The organism is Acinetobacter sp. LipI_15, assembly GCF_058242865.1.
Genome location: NZ_JBZAYN010000001.1, coordinates 2,155,974 through 2,176,031, shown reverse-complemented (window position 1 = coordinate 2,176,031; position 20,058 = coordinate 2,155,974). Strand labels below are relative to the sequence as shown.

The 20,058-nt window shown below is 40.2% G+C and carries 18 protein-coding genes and 1 tRNA gene; all 19 read left to right on the top strand.

The window, feature by feature from the left end; all coding sequences use genetic code 11:
* Positions 1 to 94: 94 nt before the first annotated feature.
* The 19 genes from AC4CU0_RS10430 (at position 95) to AC4CU0_RS10340 (ending at position 19,977) form a co-directional block, all read left to right on the top strand.
* The gene (locus tag AC4CU0_RS10430) at positions 95 to 2,131 is read left to right on the top strand and encodes an FAD-dependent oxidoreductase (RefSeq protein ID WP_490743099.1); all 2,037 of its coding nucleotides are present in this window, start codon (positions 95 to 97) and stop codon (positions 2,129 to 2,131) included.
* An 87-nt stretch (positions 2,132 to 2,218) separates the two neighbouring features.
* A tRNA-Ser gene (locus AC4CU0_RS10425) sits at positions 2,219 to 2,308 on the top strand.
* 789 nt (positions 2,309 to 3,097) lie between these two features.
* A complete protein-coding gene (locus AC4CU0_RS10420) occupies positions 3,098 to 3,358 on the top strand; it encodes a hypothetical protein (protein ID WP_490743494.1) in 261 nt (86 codons plus the stop codon).
* A 17-nt stretch (positions 3,359 to 3,375) separates the two neighbouring features.
* A complete protein-coding gene (locus AC4CU0_RS10415; RefSeq protein WP_490743098.1) occupies positions 3,376 to 3,957 on the top strand; it encodes a hypothetical protein in 582 nt (193 codons plus the stop codon).
* 11 nt (positions 3,958 to 3,968) lie between these two features.
* Entirely contained in the window at positions 3,969 to 4,349 is a 381-nt protein-coding gene (locus tag AC4CU0_RS10410; RefSeq protein WP_490743097.1) for a hypothetical protein, read from the top strand.
* 113 nt (positions 4,350 to 4,462) lie between these two features.
* On the top strand, positions 4,463 to 4,762 hold the full coding sequence (locus AC4CU0_RS10405; protein ID WP_004960801.1) for a hypothetical protein: 300 nt from the start codon (positions 4,463 to 4,465) through the stop codon (positions 4,760 to 4,762).
* A 111-nt stretch (positions 4,763 to 4,873) separates the two neighbouring features.
* On the top strand, positions 4,874 to 5,911 hold the full coding sequence (locus AC4CU0_RS10400; protein WP_042054040.1) for a DUF932 domain-containing protein: 1,038 nt from the start codon (positions 4,874 to 4,876) through the stop codon (positions 5,909 to 5,911).
* Between the two features lie 85 nt (positions 5,912 to 5,996).
* Entirely contained in the window at positions 5,997 to 7,070 is a 1,074-nt protein-coding gene (locus AC4CU0_RS10395) for a YqaJ viral recombinase family nuclease (RefSeq protein ID WP_490743096.1), read from the top strand.
* Between the two features lie 139 nt (positions 7,071 to 7,209).
* Positions 7,210 to 8,106, top strand: a complete 897-nt coding sequence (locus tag AC4CU0_RS10390) for a recombination directionality factor (protein WP_490743095.1) — start codon at positions 7,210 to 7,212, stop codon at positions 8,104 to 8,106.
* Between the two features lie 93 nt (positions 8,107 to 8,199).
* Positions 8,200 to 8,430 (top strand): helix-turn-helix transcriptional regulator, encoded by a 231-nt coding sequence (locus AC4CU0_RS10385; protein WP_490743094.1) that lies wholly within the window; start codon positions 8,200 to 8,202, stop codon positions 8,428 to 8,430.
* 70 nt (positions 8,431 to 8,500) lie between these two features.
* Positions 8,501 to 9,085, top strand: a complete 585-nt coding sequence (locus tag AC4CU0_RS10380) for a class I SAM-dependent methyltransferase (protein WP_179989424.1) — start codon at positions 8,501 to 8,503, stop codon at positions 9,083 to 9,085.
* Between the two features lie 23 nt (positions 9,086 to 9,108).
* Positions 9,109 to 9,591, top strand: coding sequence for a hypothetical protein (locus tag AC4CU0_RS10375; protein WP_179989425.1), 483 nt, complete (start codon positions 9,109 to 9,111; stop codon positions 9,589 to 9,591).
* Positions 9,592 to 9,711: 120 nt separating this feature from the next.
* Positions 9,712 to 10,713, top strand: a complete 1,002-nt coding sequence (locus tag AC4CU0_RS10370; protein ID WP_490743093.1) for a DUF8808 domain-containing protein — start codon at positions 9,712 to 9,714, stop codon at positions 10,711 to 10,713.
* A 156-nt stretch (positions 10,714 to 10,869) separates the two neighbouring features.
* Entirely contained in the window at positions 10,870 to 11,469 is a 600-nt protein-coding gene (locus AC4CU0_RS10365) for a restriction endonuclease subunit S (protein ID WP_490743092.1), read from the top strand.
* A gap of 10 nt (positions 11,470 to 11,479) precedes the next feature.
* Positions 11,480 to 12,754 (top strand): N-6 DNA methylase, encoded by a 1,275-nt coding sequence (locus tag AC4CU0_RS10360; RefSeq protein ID WP_180055088.1) that lies wholly within the window; start codon positions 11,480 to 11,482, stop codon positions 12,752 to 12,754.
* A 12-nt stretch (positions 12,755 to 12,766) separates the two neighbouring features.
* The gene (locus AC4CU0_RS10355) at positions 12,767 to 13,030 is read left to right on the top strand and encodes a hypothetical protein (protein WP_104470628.1); all 264 of its coding nucleotides are present in this window, start codon (positions 12,767 to 12,769) and stop codon (positions 13,028 to 13,030) included.
* 164 nt (positions 13,031 to 13,194) lie between these two features.
* Positions 13,195 to 15,555 (top strand): type I restriction-modification system subunit M, encoded by a 2,361-nt coding sequence (locus tag AC4CU0_RS10350; RefSeq protein WP_490743090.1) that lies wholly within the window; start codon positions 13,195 to 13,197, stop codon positions 15,553 to 15,555.
* Positions 15,556 to 15,566: 11 nt separating this feature from the next.
* Positions 15,567 to 16,886, top strand: coding sequence for a restriction endonuclease subunit S (locus AC4CU0_RS10345; protein WP_490743089.1), 1,320 nt, complete (start codon positions 15,567 to 15,569; stop codon positions 16,884 to 16,886).
* Between the two features lie 55 nt (positions 16,887 to 16,941).
* Positions 16,942 to 19,977, top strand: coding sequence for a type I restriction endonuclease subunit R (locus tag AC4CU0_RS10340; protein WP_490743088.1), 3,036 nt, complete (start codon positions 16,942 to 16,944; stop codon positions 19,975 to 19,977).
* The last annotated feature ends 81 nt before the right edge of the window (positions 19,978 to 20,058 follow it).

Below are 20,058 nucleotides of genomic sequence, written 5' to 3'. Positions count from 1 at the left end.
AAGCGAAGAATATTTTCTAAATTGTCATCCCAAAATATAAAAAAACCGCTAAAGTGTTATGCAACAAGTTGCAAAGCCAAAATAAGGATTCAGCATGACAACGACTAGCTATGCAAATATTTTAAAACCGCTGCATTTAGGTTTTACCACCATTAAAAACCGTGTGGTCATGGGTTCCATGCATAGTGGTTTAGAAGATCGTTTTTATAATTATCCAAAACTTGCTGCATATTTTGGCGAGCGCGCAAAAGGTGGTGTTGGCCTCATCATTACAGGCGGTATTTCGCCGAACCGTCAAGGCTGGTTGTTACCAGCCGGGGGAACAATGAATACCTTAGGCGATGTGGCGCCACATCGTTTAGTTACACACGCCGTGCATAAGCATGGTGCTAAAATTTTAATGCAAATTCTGCATGCGGGTCGTTATGGCTATCAACCATTTGTGGTGTCATCGAGTCCGATTAAATCACCGATTTCACCTTTTAAACCACGTCAGCTGAGTGATAAACAAATTTTATCGACCATAGATGACTATGTGAAATCCGCAAGCCTTGCACACAAAGCTGGCTATGATGGCGTAGAAATCATGGGTTCTGAAGGCTATTTGCTGAATCAATTCCTAAGTCGCCATGTGAACCAACGTACAGACCGTTGGGGGGGTGACATTGAAAATCGTATGCGCCTCGCAGTGGAAATTGTTAAAAAGATTCGTGCTGAAGTGGGTGAAAAATTTATTATTTGCTTCCGTTTGTCCTTATTAGATTTGGTGCATGACGGCAACACGATGGCAGAAGTCATTGCTGTTGCGAAAGCATTAGAACAAGCGGGTGTTACATTATTGAATACAGGGATTGGTTGGCATGAAGCGCGAATTCCCACCATTGTGACTTCTGTACCACGTGCCGCATTTGTCGATTACACAGCAGAAGTGAAAAAGCATGTATCAATACCAGTCATTGCATCCAATCGTATTAATATGCCAAATACCGCTGAAGAAATTTTAGCAAGTGGTAAAGCTGATATGGTGCAAATGGCACGTCCTTTATTGGCAGATGCTTTTTGGGTAAATAAAACGGCAACTAACCGTGTCGATGAAATTAATACCTGCATTGCATGTAACCAAGCATGTTTAGACCATACTTTTAAAAATCAACGCGTGAGTTGCTTGGTGAACCCACGTGCGGCACATGAAACTGAGCTGGTTTATTTAAAGGCCAAAAAACCAAAACGAATTGCTGTTGTGGGTGGTGGTGTGGCAGGTATGTCAGCTGCCACTGTTGCTGCGAGTCGTGGGCATGATGTCACTTTATTTGAAGCCAATGATGAGGTTGGTGGTCAATTTAACTTGGCAAAAGTTGTACCTGGTAAAGAGGAATTTCATGAAACCATTCGCTACTTTAAAGTTCAAATTGAAAAAACTGGTGTTGAACTGCGTTTAAATACGCGCGTTAACCGCGAACAACTTGAACGTGAAGGTTTTGAAGAGGTGATCATTGCTACAGGTGTTGTACCACGTCATTTGAAGATTGCTGGCAGTGATGCACCAAATGTACTGTCTTATGCTGAGGTGCTAAAAGGTGCAGCAGTAGGTGATAAAGTTGCAGTGATTGGTGCTGGGGGGATTGGTTTTGATGTCTCTGAATTTTTATTAAAGCCGCCACATCAGCCGCAGCCTCAACCATTGGTAGATTGGCAGCGTGAATGGGGTATTGACCCAAATCCGAACTATATCACCGAAGGTGGAATGCAAGCAGCTGAAATTGAGCCCCCTGTGCGAGAAATTTACCTGTTACAACGTAAAACTACACCGTTAGGTGCTGGTTTAGGAAAAACCTCTGGTTGGGTGCATCGTGCACAATTAAAGAAAAATGGTGTACGTATGTTACGTGGTGTGCAATACAAAGCCATTACTGAAGAAGGTTTGTGGGTAGAAACAGCGGGGCATGATCAATTACTTCGAGTAGATACAATTGTCGTTTGCGCGGGTCAGGAATCAGTAAAGCATTTGATGCCAGAACAAGGTGAGAAAACGCTCGCAAATTACCATATTATTGGTGGCGCTAAATTGGCAGCAGAACTTGATGCTAAACGTGCAATCCGTGAAGGGGCTGAACTAGCGGCAAAACTTTAATGGGCTGGTGAAACAATATTCATTTGAAAGGTTTAGTTGTATTTTTTACTTGTCAGATGGATAAAACCTCCGTATTATGGCGCACATGGAAGCGTGGCAGAGCGGTTTAATGCACCGGTCTTGAAAACCGACGAGGGCGCGAGTCCTCCGTGAGTTCGAATCTCACCGCTTCCGCCAAATTTTGAATTAAGCCCTTGTAATAACAAGGGCTTTTTTCTTGTCTATGATTTTACCCCACAACCTACCCCTCATAAAATTTTGGATTGAATCGGCTTTTTTGAGTCGTATTCGGAAGATGGTGGAATGCAGTTTAGAAAACTGTGTCTAAATCAAACTAAATTCTTATTCAAACATTTTTTTATTATAAATATTTTCACTCCCCATTTATTTAGCTTGCTTGACGCTCTACAGCGTGCAGATTATCCTTAGTCTGCTGACCTACATCGTCAGCGGGTTTTGACAGACCCTTACCTAAGAACATCAAAAAGTAATTTTTTGGTGGCGAACTCGTTCGTCCCTCCTGCGTTGCGGTAGGACGGGGGAGGGACGCCTTCGGGCGTGCTGATTCTTAGGTTCAGTCTGTCAACCCTTTCTCGTTCTGCCACCATCAATTGACAGTGGTTGTGGTGGAGCTCTATTACCTAAGGAGTACGCCATGCGCTTACATCAATACCGTCTTTTACATTTCTCTTTTTTCATGTTTGTGCCGTTGGGTGATTAGACCTGATGCCGTGCAGTCAATGCATAGCTGTGTCCATGACTTTCTAAGAATAAAACTTTTTCAAGTACATATTACCGATATGAAGATGAATCTCTCATGCTGTTTTGAGGGGCGTAGATTTGTGTGCTTTATCGTCTATAACACTTCAAAAAAACATAGATATTCATTCCAACATTTATGACATGGGGAACACTGTATCTGATTAAGACCAAGACCAGTGATGCCTATAAAAAGAGAAAATGATGATGTTTAAAACTTTCCTAAAAATGACCCTGATTTCATCACTACTTGCAGGCGCATCATTGGCGCAGGCAGGCTGGTTTGCGCAAGCCAGTGAAGCCTATTTTGTTCAGGCACGTCATACAGGCGGTGGGGTTTATCAATGTCTTTATAAAACCAATCCTGGCAACCGTGGTTGGCGTAATTTTACGGTGAACTTTCAAGGTGGTTGTCCACGCTTTGTTCACTTTAATGCGCAGAATGGTCAAGTCACTGTGCCCAACTAAATGAGGGGAACATTCAAATGAACCAAAAAACCATCTTGGGCTTGGCGGCAATCTTAGCCCTGACCCTGATCAGCATCGCAGGCTTCTACTTCTTTAGCCCTAAACACGCAACTAAAAAAACGGTTCTAGCCAGTACGTCTGAGGTCAGCTCTGCACAACCTTTAGAATCCACCAGTTCAGAAGCAGTATCCACTGAGATTGCAGCAGCAGAAATGGATGGGATCGATGTCAAAGAATTGACCACGGGAAGCAAGCGTTTGAGTCCATCAGATCATGAACCTGAATTGCTGAGTTTTGAGTTTGATCAAAACCTTAAGGCGGTGGATACCTTACTGTCGATGCTGCCTTATGATGAACTGCCTGAATTTGAGCAGGACAATATAGACAAGTATCAGCACTATATCTTTGCCAAAGCCGCAAAAGATACAGGCAAATCAGTGCAAGACTTTAGCTTGCAAGAACATGGCGCACTGGAGTCGGAGCAAGCGGGTAATCGCTACTACGTCTATAAATTTGATAACGGCACAGACTGTGAAATCCATCTGGCCAGCATTGATTTAAATACAGGTGATTATGGCGTGAGCTATAACTACTGCTAAGGATGAACTTGATGAAGCAACTTTTAAAACCCTTACTCTTCGCAGTGACTACAACGACAGGCATCATGTTGAGTGGCTGTAATGCAGGTCTTGATCCAAACACGTTTACGGTCGAACTCGATGTAATTGATACCAGTAACTGGTATGCCCAAAATCAATCCGCTACGGTATTGACCATCCGTTCCAATATTGCAGAGCCTATCGATGTCAGCGGTGTTTCTGTCAATCATGGACAATGCCGTTATGAAGGCTATCGTCGATCATTGGAATATCCGCAGCATTTTAAGATGGGGCAACGTTTAACACTGAAATTAACAGACTGTAGCTACAGTAATGTGGTGCAGGTTGATGTCGAAACAGATAAAGGCACTGCAAGCTATAGCTTTCAATAGCGACTCTCCTCGACAAAGCAAAATTTAAATCAAACCGTGTCCTCAATGGGCACGGTTTTTTTATGCCCTCAATTCAGCTTTTCGTACCCAATTCATTTAACAAGGAATATTCAATGTCCTTAATTCAATGCCCCTATTGTCAGTCCACCCATGTCAGACAGACTGATTCAAGTCATGCAAACGCCAACTATTTCGAACAACTGCAACGCTGTATTTCACCGACACAGATGGCGCTGTTCGGCATGCAGCTTGCCAAAAAGGCAGGATTCCCGCCTTTTACAGGTGCAGCCATCGGTGTTGTGGTGGGTGGTGTATTGGTTATTGTCAGTCAGTACTGCTATGAAAAATATTACAGCAATGCCGAGCAGTATCTCTGTTTGGATTGCCAACAAGCGTTTGCATGGGTGCCGTAATCGCATCTCTGACTTTACACGGTTACATCTTTGAATAGATGGATTGTTTAAACCCTTACAGCGCATTTCTGCATCTTTACATCTTTCACTTTTATTTAAGGAATAATCAAAATGGCACATCAAATTGAACAAATGGCGTATGTCGGACAAACCCCGTGGCATGGTCTGGGCAATCAACTTAGCCAAAACCAACCGATTGAAGTCTGGGCCAAGCAAGCAGGTATGGATTGGCGCATTGAATCATCCAATGTCAGCTACATGGCTCAAAACTCACGTGGACAAAGCATCATCATGCCGTATGAAGAACAACGGGTACTGTACCGTTCAGATACCCATGCTCCTTTATCGGTGGTGAGTCAGCGTTATCAAGAAGTCCAACCGATGGAAATTCTGGAGTTCTACCGTGATCTGACTGAGCAATCAGGCTTTGAACTGGAAACCGCAGGTGTCCTAAAAGGTGGGAAAAAGTTCTGGGCTTTGGCACGTACAGGACAAACTGCAGAATTGAAAGGTGGGGATGTCAGCAATGGCTATATTCTGCTAGCAACCGCATGTGATGGTACTTTAGCCACCACCGCACAATTCACCAATATCCGTGTGGTGTGCAATAACACCTTAGCGATTGCCTTACGAGGGCAGAGTTCCAATGCAGGCGTGGTCAAAGTACCGCACAGTACTAAGTTTGATGCCGACAAAGTCAAAGATCAACTCGGTATTTCAGTGAAAACATGGTACGACCACATGTATGAAATGAAACAACTCACCCAACGTAAAGTCACCCAGAAAGAAGCAGCGGCTTATTTTGATGCGGTATTTAACAACAATAGCCTAAGTGCGATGGAACAGGAGGATAACATTATTCAGTACTACCGTAATGTCGCGTCTCAAGCCAATCCACAACCCAATAAAACTGAACCGAATGGACGTGCCATGACCAAAGTCATGAATATGTTTAATGGGCAGGGACGTGGAGCAGACTTATCTTCAGCCAAAGACACCGCCTATGGACTACTTTGTGCGATCACCGAGTTTGTCGACCATGAACGTCGTGCGATGAGTACTGATCACCGCCTTGACTCTGCTTGGTTTGGTGCAGGGGCAGCATTAAAGCAACGTGGATTAGAGCAAGCATTATATCTTGCAGCCTAAATTTTATCTTGTATCCCTCTTTGCCACATCTTCGGATGTGGCTTTTTTTATGCCGTTTTAAAATCAATGATAGAAGGATAAACCCATGAATCAGATTATAAACCCAACAGTAACGTCTCAATCTCAGTATTTACCAACTATAGCCAATGACAAGCCTAAACAAAGTCAATCAGGTTCAAAACGCAGCTTAAATGCCAAACGTCTGATCAACACCAAACAACTGGACTATCAGGCATGGCTGGAAGTGCGTAAACAGGGAATAGGCAGCAGTGATGCCGCAGCTGCCTGTGGCTTGAATCCTTATATGTCGATGCTAGAACTGTGGATGATTAAAACAGGACGGGTACAGCAAAATATTGAAGATGAAAGCTCAGGGCATGCACCTTTATATTGGGGCAAGCAGTTAGAACCCTTGGTCGCAGAATACTACAGCATGCACACCAATAATAAAGTCCGTCGGGTCAATGCGGTACTGCAGCACCCTGATCCTGACAAAGCCTTTATGTTGGCGAACTTAGATTATGCCGTAGTGGGCAATGAGGAAGTACAAATACTGGAATGTAAAACTGCAGGGGAATATGGTGCCAAACTCTGGCGAGATGGTGTGCCGTTATACGTGTTGTGTCAGGTACAACATCAGTTGGCCGTTACAGGCAAGCAAGCGGCACATATTTGTGTGTTGCTGTGTGGACAGGAAACAAAAATCTACAAAGTCAGTCGTAACGAAGCCCTGATTGAACAGATCATTCAGGCGGAACGGTTGTTTTGGGAGTGTGTTGAAAATGACGTTCCGCCAGCAGTGGATGCCAGTGAATCGGCAGCCAAAGCTTTACAACAGCTCTACCCTGAACATACCCCACTGAGCTGTGTTGATCTAACGGAGGTTAAGCTTGCCAATGAACTGTTTGATCAGCTGATACAGGAGAAACAGCAGATTGAACAGCACCAAAGCCAATTTGACCTACTTAAACACCGTATTCAGGCACTGATGCAGGAACATGAACGTGCCGTATTTCAGCAAGGTTCAGTGACATGGAAGAAGAGCAAGGATAGTATTAGCCTGGACATCAAATCCTTACTTCAGCACCAACCTGAACTCATCCAACAGTACCCATTGCAGAAAGCAGGCAGTCGTCGTTTCAACATTTATCACGATTAGCTCAAAACTTAGAGTTAATCACTCAGCAAGAAGAAATCTGAAATCCCGTGCAGCCCTGCATGGGATTTTTTTATGCCGATTTTATTTTAAGCACACAGGGCAACACATCTAAACATCTCAACGACAGAGGAATTTCAACATGATTAAAGGTTTAGCAATCACACCACCCATCTTGGGACGGATCAGTATTGGCCGTGTAATAGAAAAGAATGGCAAGCGTCTGCCAGAGAAAGATGATCAGTTCACCATTACCAGTCAAATACAGGGTAAGGACGGTTGGATTAAACACCCCTTGGATGAGCAATTGCGTAGTCAAGCACCGAATCAAAAGCTGCGTAGCATCCCTGTACGTATGATCTTCAATGACCCTGAACTCAATCTTCGAGCTGAATATAGTTTATTTGACCGACAGACAGGTCGCCCGATTTGTGTGGGGAATGGTCAGACGTGTCAGCGTATGACATCACAAGGTGTAGAGCAACATCCTTGTCCATCACCCGACTTATGCCCACTTGGACAAGGTGGACATTGCAAGCCTTATGGACGCCTGCATGTCAATTTAGGCGAAGCCGATGAGTTTGGGACTTTTATTTTCAGAACCACTGGTTTTAACAGCATTCGCACTTTGGCAGCACGTTTGAATTACTACCATGCAGCATCAGGTGGTTTGTTGTCGTGTTTACCATTGCAACTCATGTTAAGGGGAAAAAGTACCACCCAAAGCTATCGTCAGCCCGTGTATTACGTGGATTTAACGTTACGGGAAGGCGTGGATTTGCAAACCGCGATTCAGACAGCCAAGGAGATTGACCAACAGGGGAAGCAGGCGGGGTTTGATCAGGCGGCATTGGATCAGATTGCACGGCAGGGTTTTGCCAATGCCAAGTTTGAGGTGCATGCAGAGGAGGGGATGGAAATGCTAGAGGAGTTTTATCCACACAATGACAGTGCTGTAGATACAGAGCATTCAGCGCAATTAGGCTACGTGCAAGAGATTCAGCAAGGTTTAAAGCAGAGTGTACAGGCAGTGAATTAGATCTGTTAGGACGCCCTCGAATTATTTTTTTCGGAGCGTCCTGATTAATTGAGCGGAAGACAGCTCGCTTAAATAATTTGAAGAGAACATGTCATGAATGCATTTGTTGGACAGGCCTTTCAAGTGAATCAATTGATTAACTTAAAACAAGTTGTGGAGTTAATTGGTGTGTGTCGATCAACCATCTATGAAATGATGGATGAGAATTCACCTTACTACGATCCGACTTTCCCAAAGAAAGTCAAAATCACCCAAAACCGTATCGGTTGGTCAGCTTATGAGATCCATCAATGGATTGAAAGTAAGTTAGCGGAACGAGAATAAGGGTAGCATCAGCTCCCTTATTTTTTTGTTTTCTTGTAGACTGAAGAAAACTTTAGCCTAAGTGTTATTAATGAAAACAATTGACTACTACAATAAAAATGCCGAAGAATTTAGCCAAGCTACATTACATGTCGATATGGCAAGTCTATATCAGCCATTCTTAGCAGAATTACCTGAAGTTGCTCATATCCTTGATGTTGGGTGTGGCACAGGACGTGATACTTTGGCCTTTATAAATAAAGGCCATAAAGTTGATGCAATTGATTACTCAGACGAATTAGTCAAAAAAGCAAAAGCATTGACAGGAATGGATGTACAACTCCAAAGCTTCTATGAGCTTAATGACGTTGAAAGATACGATGGAATATGGGCATGCGCATCTCTATTACATTGTCAGCGTGATCGATTAGCTGAAGTCATTGGAAAGTTATTAGAAGCACTTAAACCAATGGGCGTACTGTATATGTCTTTTAAATATGGCAACACAGATCGAGAAAAAGAGGGACGGCAATTCACGGATCTAGATGAGACTCAGGCCAAGGCACTACTTAATACACTGCACAATGTTGAACAGGTTCAGCAATGGATTACGCTTGATCAACGACCTGATCGGCAAGAAAAATGGCTCAATCTTCTTTGGAAAAAGATTGCCTAAACCATCTCTAGGGATAATGAATCATGTCAGAATATTGGTTAAGACCTTGGGTTGATTCATCGGCTTATGGGTGTGGCACAGTCGGGTTAAAGCGAGATGTAGAAAGTTACCAGATCATACCGTCTACAGGAAAAAAGACAGAGATGATCCGAGGGATGTATATTCAATATCCCGAAAGTATCTTTGCAGTATTTGTAGATGAAAATGAACAGCTGTGCGTTTTACTCAAAGATACCGTTATATCGTTAGCTGATATAAAAGCAATGCAGCTGGATATTAGATTAAGTAGACGGCAACTTATATTACACCTGCATGATGATCGTTTGATTCAATACAGATATCTCAGTATTTTTCGTTTGTTGCTTACACCTACAATCTTACTCGATATGATGTTTCTAGATATGTGGGAGCTGAATTTTGAATTACCGAGTTGGGTAGAGAGCAGTTTTCACAGAGGTGATGAGGGAATAAGCTTTATGAAAGAAGTCTGTTTGCGTCATCAGTAGACATGTTTTTTAAACATAAAAAGGCAAAATCGACTAACAAATATTTGCTGAATGTTAAGAACTTCAATAAACGTTTATGAGCAGTATTCAAATAAGGCAGGATGTTGAACATTGATAAAAATGCATGTACCTACTGCGCAAGAACAACTTAAGTTCCTTAAAAATATTCAGCTAATTTTACAATCAGGTAGTTTTAGCAGTACCTACAAGTTTGCCTTACTAATAAGCCTGAGCCGATTGGCGATCGAAAAAGGTGAGGATACAGGTGGGAGCTTATCACTTGAATATACCGATATCGCTGAGAAATTTATTGAGCTGTATTGGAAGCAAGCGGTGCCATATGTGTTTAATGATGAAGGGCAACTGATCTTAAATCAGAACAATGGTAAGCAAGCAGCGATTGTAAATCGGATTATTGAACTTCGGCAGAGTTACTCATCTCTTGGGCTGTTAAGACGAGACTCATTGGTGTGGTTGAAGCTAGTAAAGGATGTGGCAAGAACTGTCAAAGAGATGCCAGTACGTTACCTACAAAACATCAATGGCCAAAATTTTGAGTTTTTATATCAGCTTAATCAATGCGGTAAGCAACTCATTCTTTTATCTCAAGTGATGTACTGCTTACGACAGTTTAGCGAAATTATTGAAGAGCTTTGTCAGAAGCGTTGGATTGACTATATCCGTAAGAACAGCACCAATGCACCAATCTTAAATAAGCTTCCAAACCTTGAACAATTCATGTTTGAGCCGAGTCGAAACCAATTGAATGCTGTGGCGAATGTACTGGTTGAGCTACAAGACTGTAAATGCTTTTACTGTAATAAGCCAATGCGAAAAGGTAATTATGCAGTCGATCATTTTATTCCTTGGTCGATGTACCCATCGGACACAGGGCATAACTTTGTATTAGCAGATTCAAGCTGTAATTCTAAGAAAAGTAATTTACTTGCATCAGATGAGTTTTTGCATAAGTGGAAAGAACGAAATGAAGAACAGGATCTGATCATTGTTGATCGAATCTCTGTGCTTGGTTTTTTAACTGATAAAGAACGTTCGCATAAGGTGGCTGAGTGGGCTTATGCTCAGGGGAAAGAAAATAACTACGGTATCTGGAATATTTAAATTATAAAAAAAATCAAATGATTAAGAATATTTACTAACATTTATTAAAAATATTATTCAAAGTACGATTGACATCGTATCAAAAACGAGATAAATTTTAACCATAAAGTTTTAATCGTAAATGGGATACGATTAGAAGCGTACTTGGAGGTGTGTATGAGTAATAAGAAGAAGTTAATAGATATAGCATCTATTCAATCAGGATTAAGTGCTGCAAATCAGCGAGAGATGTCAGAGCCAGAAACAGGCTTTATTGAAGTTGTTTGCTTAACTGGAAATAACCTATTGGAAAATGGGCTAGTGAAATTGACAGACGGTGAGCTGAAAAAAGTTTATGTCGAGCAAAGTCGTTTGGAAGGTCATATCTTGGAGGATCGAGACATTCTACTTATGGCACGAGGAACCAACTTTCGGGCAGCTCTATTGACAGAATATGACTTGAATGTTCCTAGCATTGCATCTCCGAATGTATTTGTGATTCGTTGTGGAGAGAAGATATTACCTGAAGTGATAGTGAGCTTTGTTAATAGTGGTCATGGGCAGGCATTGATGGACGAGATTGCAATTGGATCGACTGTACGTAGCTTATCTATTGCAGGTCTTAAAAATTTAGAGATCTCTGTTCCTGAGATAGAGCATCAAAAATTAATCAGTTCTATTTTTTATGCAAATATTGAGGCTTTAACTCTACTAGATAAGCTTAAAGCGCAACAGCTTATTACTGTTGAAGCTAGTTTACAGCAATTGATGGTATGAGGGTTCAATCATGAAAACGAATCAATTTGATTTAAAAGCACGCATTAAAAAAAGCTTGGATGCATTGCATCTGTTCCAAAAAGCTGAATATGCTTCTGAATTGCTTACGCTTGCAGCTTATATTTCTTTTATTGATATTGAATTTGCTCAATCTATTGAAAAGCTCAGCAAGGCAAAAGTGAAAGAAGAGTTACTGAAATTTCTAAATAAATCTGACTTAAAGTTTGTGAATCACTTAGTCTCAGATAAAGTTGAAGAGGTTGAATTTTCTATCTTAACTCGAGCATTTATTGAAGCCTCTTCTGCTTATGATAATAAGCAAGAATATGGCAAGGCGCTTGCTCAGGAGTTGCCAACCTTATTGTCTAATGAATTTTATTATGAGTTTTTTACGAGTAATGAAAATTTAGCAAACCTCGTTTCAGCTATTCTTGATGGTCAACCTATCAAGCGTTTTTATGATGGGGCGTGTGGTATAGGCTTAGTTGCATCGCAGGTAAATGCTGAAGAGTATTATCTACGAGATATTAATCAGTTACCGATTGCTATTGTAGAAGTGATCTTTAAATTGGTAGGTAAAAAACTGGATTGCCAACTCCAAGATTCCTTAACTGAAAATGAGTTGTCTCATGCGGTTGATTTAGTTATTACTACACCGCCATTTGGGGGGAAAATTAATCCAAATGCAATTAAGACTACTCCGTATTTAAGACAACTATTTAAAGCAATGCCAACGAGTGCTTCTGATAGTGCATGGATTCAGCAAGCTTTATATCAGTTAAATGATACGGGTAAAGCGTTTATCCAAATTCCATCTGGGTGGTTGTTCCGCGGGGGGTATGATCTCGCTTTGAGAACAGAGCTTTTAGAAAATGATTGGATTGACACGATTATTTTGTTACCTAAGGGATTTATGCAACATACCAAAATTGAAACAGTTTTGTTGGTGTTGAATAAGGGCGAAAAACAACATGATGGGATCAAACTGATCGATATCAGTGACCATGTCAAACAGCGTGCCGTTTTACGTTCTGTTCTATCAGAAGAGTCGATTAAACATATTGCGTCAGTTTTTAATGGGCAAGATGATCCTGAGATTTGTAAGATCGTGACGGTAGATGAAGTTCGCTCAAAAGATATGAATTTGAGTTTCAACAAATATTTTATCAATCAAATTCAAGTTCCAAAGTTTGATTTAGCGAAAGAAAAAGCGAAATTAGAAATGCTTGAACATGAATATCAAGCAGCGAACACAAAGCTTACTCAGTTGCTAAGCCAAATTTAAAGGAGAGCTGTCATGTACGATACCAAGCATGTTCAAAAACGAGCACAACAGCGTGGCATTACCAAAGACATGATTAACTTTACTTTAGATCATGGTGTCATCCAAGGTGATCGATGGTTCCTGAATCGGAAATTGTTGAATGAAACAATTCATGAACTCGAAGCACAATTGAAAGTTGCCAAGCGACTCAGAGATAAAGGTGGGGTGGTTGTGGTCGCAGATGGAGAGGCTTTGCTGACGACCTATGATTTTGATAGCCGAAAGATGGCATATTAATGTGCAGTTAAAAAGTCTTAAGTACAGGAAATTTTTAGAATTAATGCTTAGCGACATTTATTGTCGCTAAGTGGGAAGATAGTCATTTGCTAGCGATTATTCAAATGTAGAATAGGGTTAGTTAAAGGCAAGTTATTATAAAATTTATATTTTTAGGTTAATACATGGATCACTCAGTTCACAACAAATTAGTTTCTTTTATCTGGTCAATTGCAGACGACTGCCTACGTGACGTTTATGTACGAGGTAAGTACCGTGACATCATTTTACCGATGGTTGTGTTACGTCGTTTAGATACCTTATTGGAACCAACCAAAGCTGAAATCTTAGCCGAAGTACAGGACCAACAAGCAGAGCCTGATTTTGTTGAACTAGATGATTTACCATTACGTCATATTTCAGGCTATGTGTTTTACAACACTTCGCAATGGACGCTTAAAAGCCTATTTGAAACAGCGACTAATAATCAGCAAATTCTACTAGCAAACTTTGAAGACTACCTACGTGGTTTCAGCGATAACGTTAAAGAGATCATCGACTGCTTTAATTTGTTTGCTCAAATCCGCCACATGGCAAATAAAGATGTTCTGCTAGATGTACTGGAAAAATTTGTATCACCATACATCAACCTCAGCCCATTTGAAACGCAAGATCCGAATGGCTATAAGCTCGGTGGCTTGTCTAACCTTGGTATGGGTTATGTCTTTGAAGAGTTAATTCGTAAGTTTAACGAAGAAAATAATGAAGAGGCAGGTGAACACTTTACCCCACGTGAAGTCATTGACCTGATGACGCACTTAGTCTTTGACCCAATCAAAGATCGTATTCCGTATGCCTTATCTGTGTATGACCCTGCCTGCGGTAGTGGCGGTATGCTCACCGAAGCGCAAAACTTTATTGAAGAGCGTTATAGCGATGAAGATCGTGACATCTTCCTCTACGGTAAAGAGATTAACGACGAAACTTATGCCATCTGTAAATCTGACATGATGATTAAGGGTAACAACCCTGAAAACATTCGTGTGGGTTCAACGTTGGCAAGTGATGAGTTTGCCTCAACACGTTTTGACTTTATGTTGTCAAATCCTCCGTATGGTAAAAGCTGGGCATCAGATCAAAAATACATTGTAGAAGATAAAAAAGTTATCGACCCACGTTTTAGAGTCGAGCTTAAAAACTATTGGGGTGCGCTAAAAGAAGAAGATGCAACGCCACGCTCAAGTGATGGTCAGCTTCTATTCTTGATGGAAATGGTCAGTAAGATGAAATCAACCGATGTCAGCCCAATCGGTAGCCGTATTGCCTCTGTTCATAATGGTTCAAGCTTATTTACAGGTGATGCGGGTGGCGGGGAATCCAACATTCGTCGTTATATCATCGAAAATGATTTGTTGAACGCCATTATTCAATTGCCAAACAACTTGTTCTATAACACGGGTATTACCACATATATCTGGTTGTTATCCAATAACAAGCCTGAATCACGTAAGGGCAAAGTGCAACTGATAGATGCAAGTTTACTTTACCGTAAGTTACGTAAAAACTTAGGGCAAAAAAACTGCGAGTTTGCATCTGAGCATATTGAAGAAATTTTAAATGTATACCTGAATGGACAAGATGTTGAGCGCGGTCTAGATGCCAATAACGACCCAATTGGCTTAGCATCGAAAGTCTTTAATAACAGTGATTTTGGCTATTACAAAGTTAATATCGAACGTCCTGACCGTCGTAAAGCACAGTTTAGTTTGGAGCGTTTACAGCCATTACGTTTTGATAAGTCATTGCTTGAGCCAATGGAGTATATGTTTGCTGAATATGGCGATGCGCTATACCAAGCAGGCAAGCTCAAAGACGTGGAAAAAGATGTTTTAGATTGGTGTGAGAAGCAAGAGATCAGCTTAAATACCAAGGCGAAAGCGAAGCTGTTTGATATCAAGCATTGGACATCGCTCAAGACGTTATTTGAGTCTGCTCAAGCGATTATGGCGCAAGTGGGTGAAGCTGAATCAAGCGACTTTAATGTGTTTAAAAATAACGTAGATAAAGCAATTAAAGCCCTTGATTTAAAACTATCTGGATCTGAAAAGAACAGTATTTTAAATGCCGTTAGCTGGTATGACGAAACGGCTGAGAAAGTACTGAAGAAAGTCGAAAAACTGAATGAGCAAAAGCTCGCACAGTTACTTGAGAAATTAGGTTGTGAAGAATCTGATTTAGCTGACTTTGGTTATTATCCAACAGGCAAAAAAGGCGAGTTCATCACTTATGAAAGCAATGCAGATATTCGTGACAGTGAGTCTGTGCCATTAAATCAGCGTATTCACCAATACTTTTTAGATGAAGTAAAACCGCATGTGGATGAAGCATGGATTAATCTAGATTCTGTGAAGATTGGTTATGAGATCAGCTTTAACAAGTATTTCTACCAACATAAGCCGTTACGTTCACTTGAAGATGTGGCTCAGGATATTTTAAGCCTTGAAAAACAAGCCGATGGTTTGATTGCACAGATTTTGGGTCTTTAAGGGGAAGCGGAATGTTTAAAAAATATGATGCTTATAAAGATTCGGGTGTGGAAGCCTTAGGCGAGATACCTAATGATTGGAATGTTTTAAGATTTCGAGATATTTGCGATTTTGGAAAAGGTTTAAATATTACTAAAGAAAACTTAGAAGATGTCGGAATCCCATGTGTAAATTATGGTGAAGTCCATTCTAAATATGGTTTTGAAGTTAATCCTGAAATTCACCAATTAAAATGTGTATCGGAAAACTACTTGAAAGTTTCACCAAAATCTTTACTTCAATATGGTGACTTTGTATTTGCTGATACATCAGAAGATATTGATGGATCGGGAAATTTTACTTACTTGAATAGCCATCAACTAACCTTTGCTGGTTATCATACAGTCATTGTTCGACCTAAAAATGATATTAATGTTAGATTTTTGGCTTATGTTTTTGATTCATTAACTTTTCGAAATCAAATTCGTAAAGCAGTCAAAGGTGTAAAGGTTTATAGCATTACGAAGACGATTCTTAAAGACACGACTATTTGGTTACCTGATGTTGATTGTCAGCATGAAATATCACAATTTTTAGATACAAAGGTTGGTGAGCTAAACCAAGCGATTGCAATTAAAGAACAGCAAATTGCTTTACTCAATGAACGTAAGCAAATTGTGATTCAAAAAGCAGTGACACAAGGTTTAAATCCAAATGTTGCGATGAAAGATTCGGGTGTGGAATGGATTGGGGAAATTCCTGAGCATTGGGAAGTTCGAGCAAATCGAACTATTTTTAAAGAGCGCAATGAACAAGGTAAAGAAGGCTTGCTACTTTTATCCGTTTCAATTCATTCAGGTGTCTCAAATGAAGAGATATCTGAAGAAGAAAATGTTCGTGGTCGAATCAAAATTGAAGATAAATCCAAATATATATTGGTTAAACAAGGTGATATCGCTTTTAACATGATGCGAGCATGGCAGGGTGGAATTGGTGCTGTTTCGGTAGATGGTATGGTCAGCCCTGCATATATTGTTGCAAAGCCGAATAAGTTGATGAATTCAGAGTTCTTTGAATATCAATATCGTTGTCCTGAATTTATTCAGCAAATGGACAGATATTCGAAAGGTATTACGGATTTCCGTAAGCGTCTATATTGGGATGGTTTTAAGCAATTAATGACAATTGTTCCACCCATTGATGAACAACAGGAAATTATTTACTACATCAAAAAATTAGATGAGCAAATAGCTTTCGCAATTGATGTTAAAAAACAGCAAATAGAAAAGCTTAAAGAATATAAAACCACGCTGATTAATGATGCTATTACAGGAAAAATTAAAGTGGTTTAATTCTTTATCTAGCTTTTAAAAATATAAAGTACCAATGCATGTAAGAGGGGTAACTGTGAACAAAAATTTAAACGAACTGGCTTTAGAAAAAAATATCGAACGTGCATTGGTCGGTATCTGTAAAGAAGACCTTGCTCAAGGCATCGCTCAAACCCAAACGGGTTTGGGTTATGTCATCGGGCAGGTGTCCGACTTTAATGCAGACTATGCCATTGATGAAAAACTTTTTTTCCAATTTTTGGAAAGCACCCAAAAAGACAGCTTAGATGCCTATAAAGCCTATAACAAAAACGACTGGAAACAAAAAATTCTAGGTCGTTTTGATAAGTTGATAAAAAAACATGGCATTGCCTATATGCTGAAAAAAGGCATGGCACTGGATGAACAGCATTTTCATTTTATGTACCCATGCCCATTGGCAAGCAGTAGCCAATCGGTCAAACAAAATTTTGCGTCTAATATTTTTAGTGTGACACGACAAGTACAGTATTCACTGAAAAACCGTCGTGAAGAAATTGATATGGTCATCTTCCTCAATGGCTTGCCATTGGTGACGATGGAACTTAAAAATGCATGGACCAATCAAACAGCACGTTATCACGGTCAAAAACAATATCGTGAAGATCGTGACACAACACAGCCATTACTGACGCCTGCACGTTGCTTGGTGCATTTTGCTGTGGATACCGATGAAGTCTATATGACCACCAAACTAGAAGGCAAAAAGACTTACTTCTTGCCATTTAACAAAGGTACAGCTTCAGGTGGACAAGGTAATCCTGTTAATCCAAACGGTTATAAAACAGCATACCTGTGGGAAGAAATCTTTGCCAAAGAAAGCTTGGTGAATATCGTTCAGCACTTTGTCCGTTTAGACGGTAAAGATTCAGATCAACTCAGCAAACGCACCTTATTTTTCCCACGTTATCATCAGCTTGATGTGGTGCGTAAAATCATTCGTGATGTGTCACAGCATGGCGTAGGCAAGCCGTATTTGATTCAACACTCCGCAGGTTCGGGAAAATCAAACTCAATTACGTGGGCAGCTTTTCAGCTCATTGAAGCCTATCCAAATAATGCAGTAGCAGCAGGCAAACGAGCATTGCATCAGCCATTGTTTGACTCTGTCATTGTGGTCACAGATCGTAAAATCTTGGATAAACAACTGCGGGATAATATTAAAGATTTCTCAGAAATCAAAAACATTATTGCCCCGGCGCTGAGTAGTGCAGAGCTAAAAAGTGCTTTAGAAACAGGTAAAAAGATTATTATCACCACTATTCAAAAGTTCCGCATCATTTGGGATAGCGTGACTGATTTAAGTGATAAAAACTTTGCCATCATTATTGATGAAGCACATAGTTCACAGTCAGGCGAAGCACATAACAGCATGAACCGAGCGATGGGCAATGAAGCGTTAAAAACTGCTGATGATGTTCAGGACATGCTTGTGGCAATGATGACCACACGTAAAAAGCGTGAAAATGTATCGTACTTTGCTTTTACTGCAACGCCTAAAAACACCACTTTAGAAAAGTTTGGTCAACTAGATGTTGCGACAGGCAAATATGTACCATTCCATCTATACAGTATGAAACAAGCCATTGAAGAAGGCTTTATTTTAGATGTGTTGGCAAACTATACGACCTATAAGAGCTTTTATGAGATTCAAAAGTCGATTGAAGATAATCCAATGTTTGAATCGAAAAAAGCACAACGTATTTTAAGAGCCTATGTGGAAGCATCACAACAATCCATTGATGCCAAAGCCAGCATTATGCTTGAGCACTTCATTGATAACGTGGTCAATAAGAAAAAGCTCAAAGGCGTCGCAAAGGGCATGGTCGTGACTCAAAGCATTGAAGCTGCAATCCGCTATTACTTATCACTCAAAAAATTGCTAGATCAAAAAAATAACCCATTTAATATCATGATTGCGTTCTCAGGTGAGAAAGAAGTTGATGGTACAACCTATACTGAAGAATCACTGAATGGATTTAATGATGCTAAAACAAAAGAAAAGTTTGATTTAGATGAAAACCGTATTTTGGTGGTGGCAAACAAATATCTCACAGGTTTCGATCAACCGAAACTGACCACGATGTATATCGATAAAAAATTGACAGGCGTACTATGTGTGCAGGCATTGTCACGTTTAAACCGTGCTGCGCCAAAATATAATAAACGCACGGAAGACTTATTTATCTTAGATTTCTACAATGAGATTGATGACATAAAAAAAGCCTTTGATGATTTCTATACCTCGACTTCATTGTCCGAAGCAACAAATGTCAATGTACTGAATGATATTAAAACGGCATTAGATGACACAGGCATTTACGAATTACATGAAGTGGTGAAGTTTAATGAACTGTTCTTTAGTGATGCGTCAGGCAGTGATTTAAGCCCTATCATCGATACGGTTGCAGCACGATTTGACGCGGAGAGAAAAGGCTCGTGGGAGCATGAACAACGAGTTGATTTTAAGGTTAAAGCAAAACAATTCGTTAAAATTTATGCACAAGTATCTTCAATCATGCAGTTCAATAAAAAGGAATGGGAGCAACTGTATTGGTTTTTAAAATTCCTCATCCCAAAATTGAATGTACAGGATGGTCGCTTAAATGGTATTGATGACCTGTTGGAATCAGTCGATTTAAGTACTTATGCCTTGAAGCGTGAGCATATCAATAAAACCATTACACTTGATGCCGAAGAAACGGTTTTAGATCCACAAAATTCAAATCCTCGTAATCCAAGCGAAGAAAATGATGATGAAACTTTAGATACGATTATTTCTAAGTTTAATGAAAAATGGTTTCAGGATTGGAGTGCAACACCACAAGATCAACGGGTGATTATTATTGATTTGGTGAAGCGTATTCAGCAGCATCAAAACTTTATGAAGAAGTATAAGCAGACGCAAGATCCACAAAATAGAGCACTTATGTTTAAAAAGATGCTGGATGAAATTATGGTAGTACAGCGTAAAAATATGGTGGATTTGTACAACCTCTACCGTAAGGATTCTGCATTCCAAGACACGTTTAGTCAGACCTTGGAAAACTTGATTGAGATGGAAGAAGTGTAAGGGTTTGTAGAAAGATAAGCCATGGGTTGAATAGCAACGGATTGGTTTTTCTAGATTGTCTCTTCTTCATCCTAGATATAC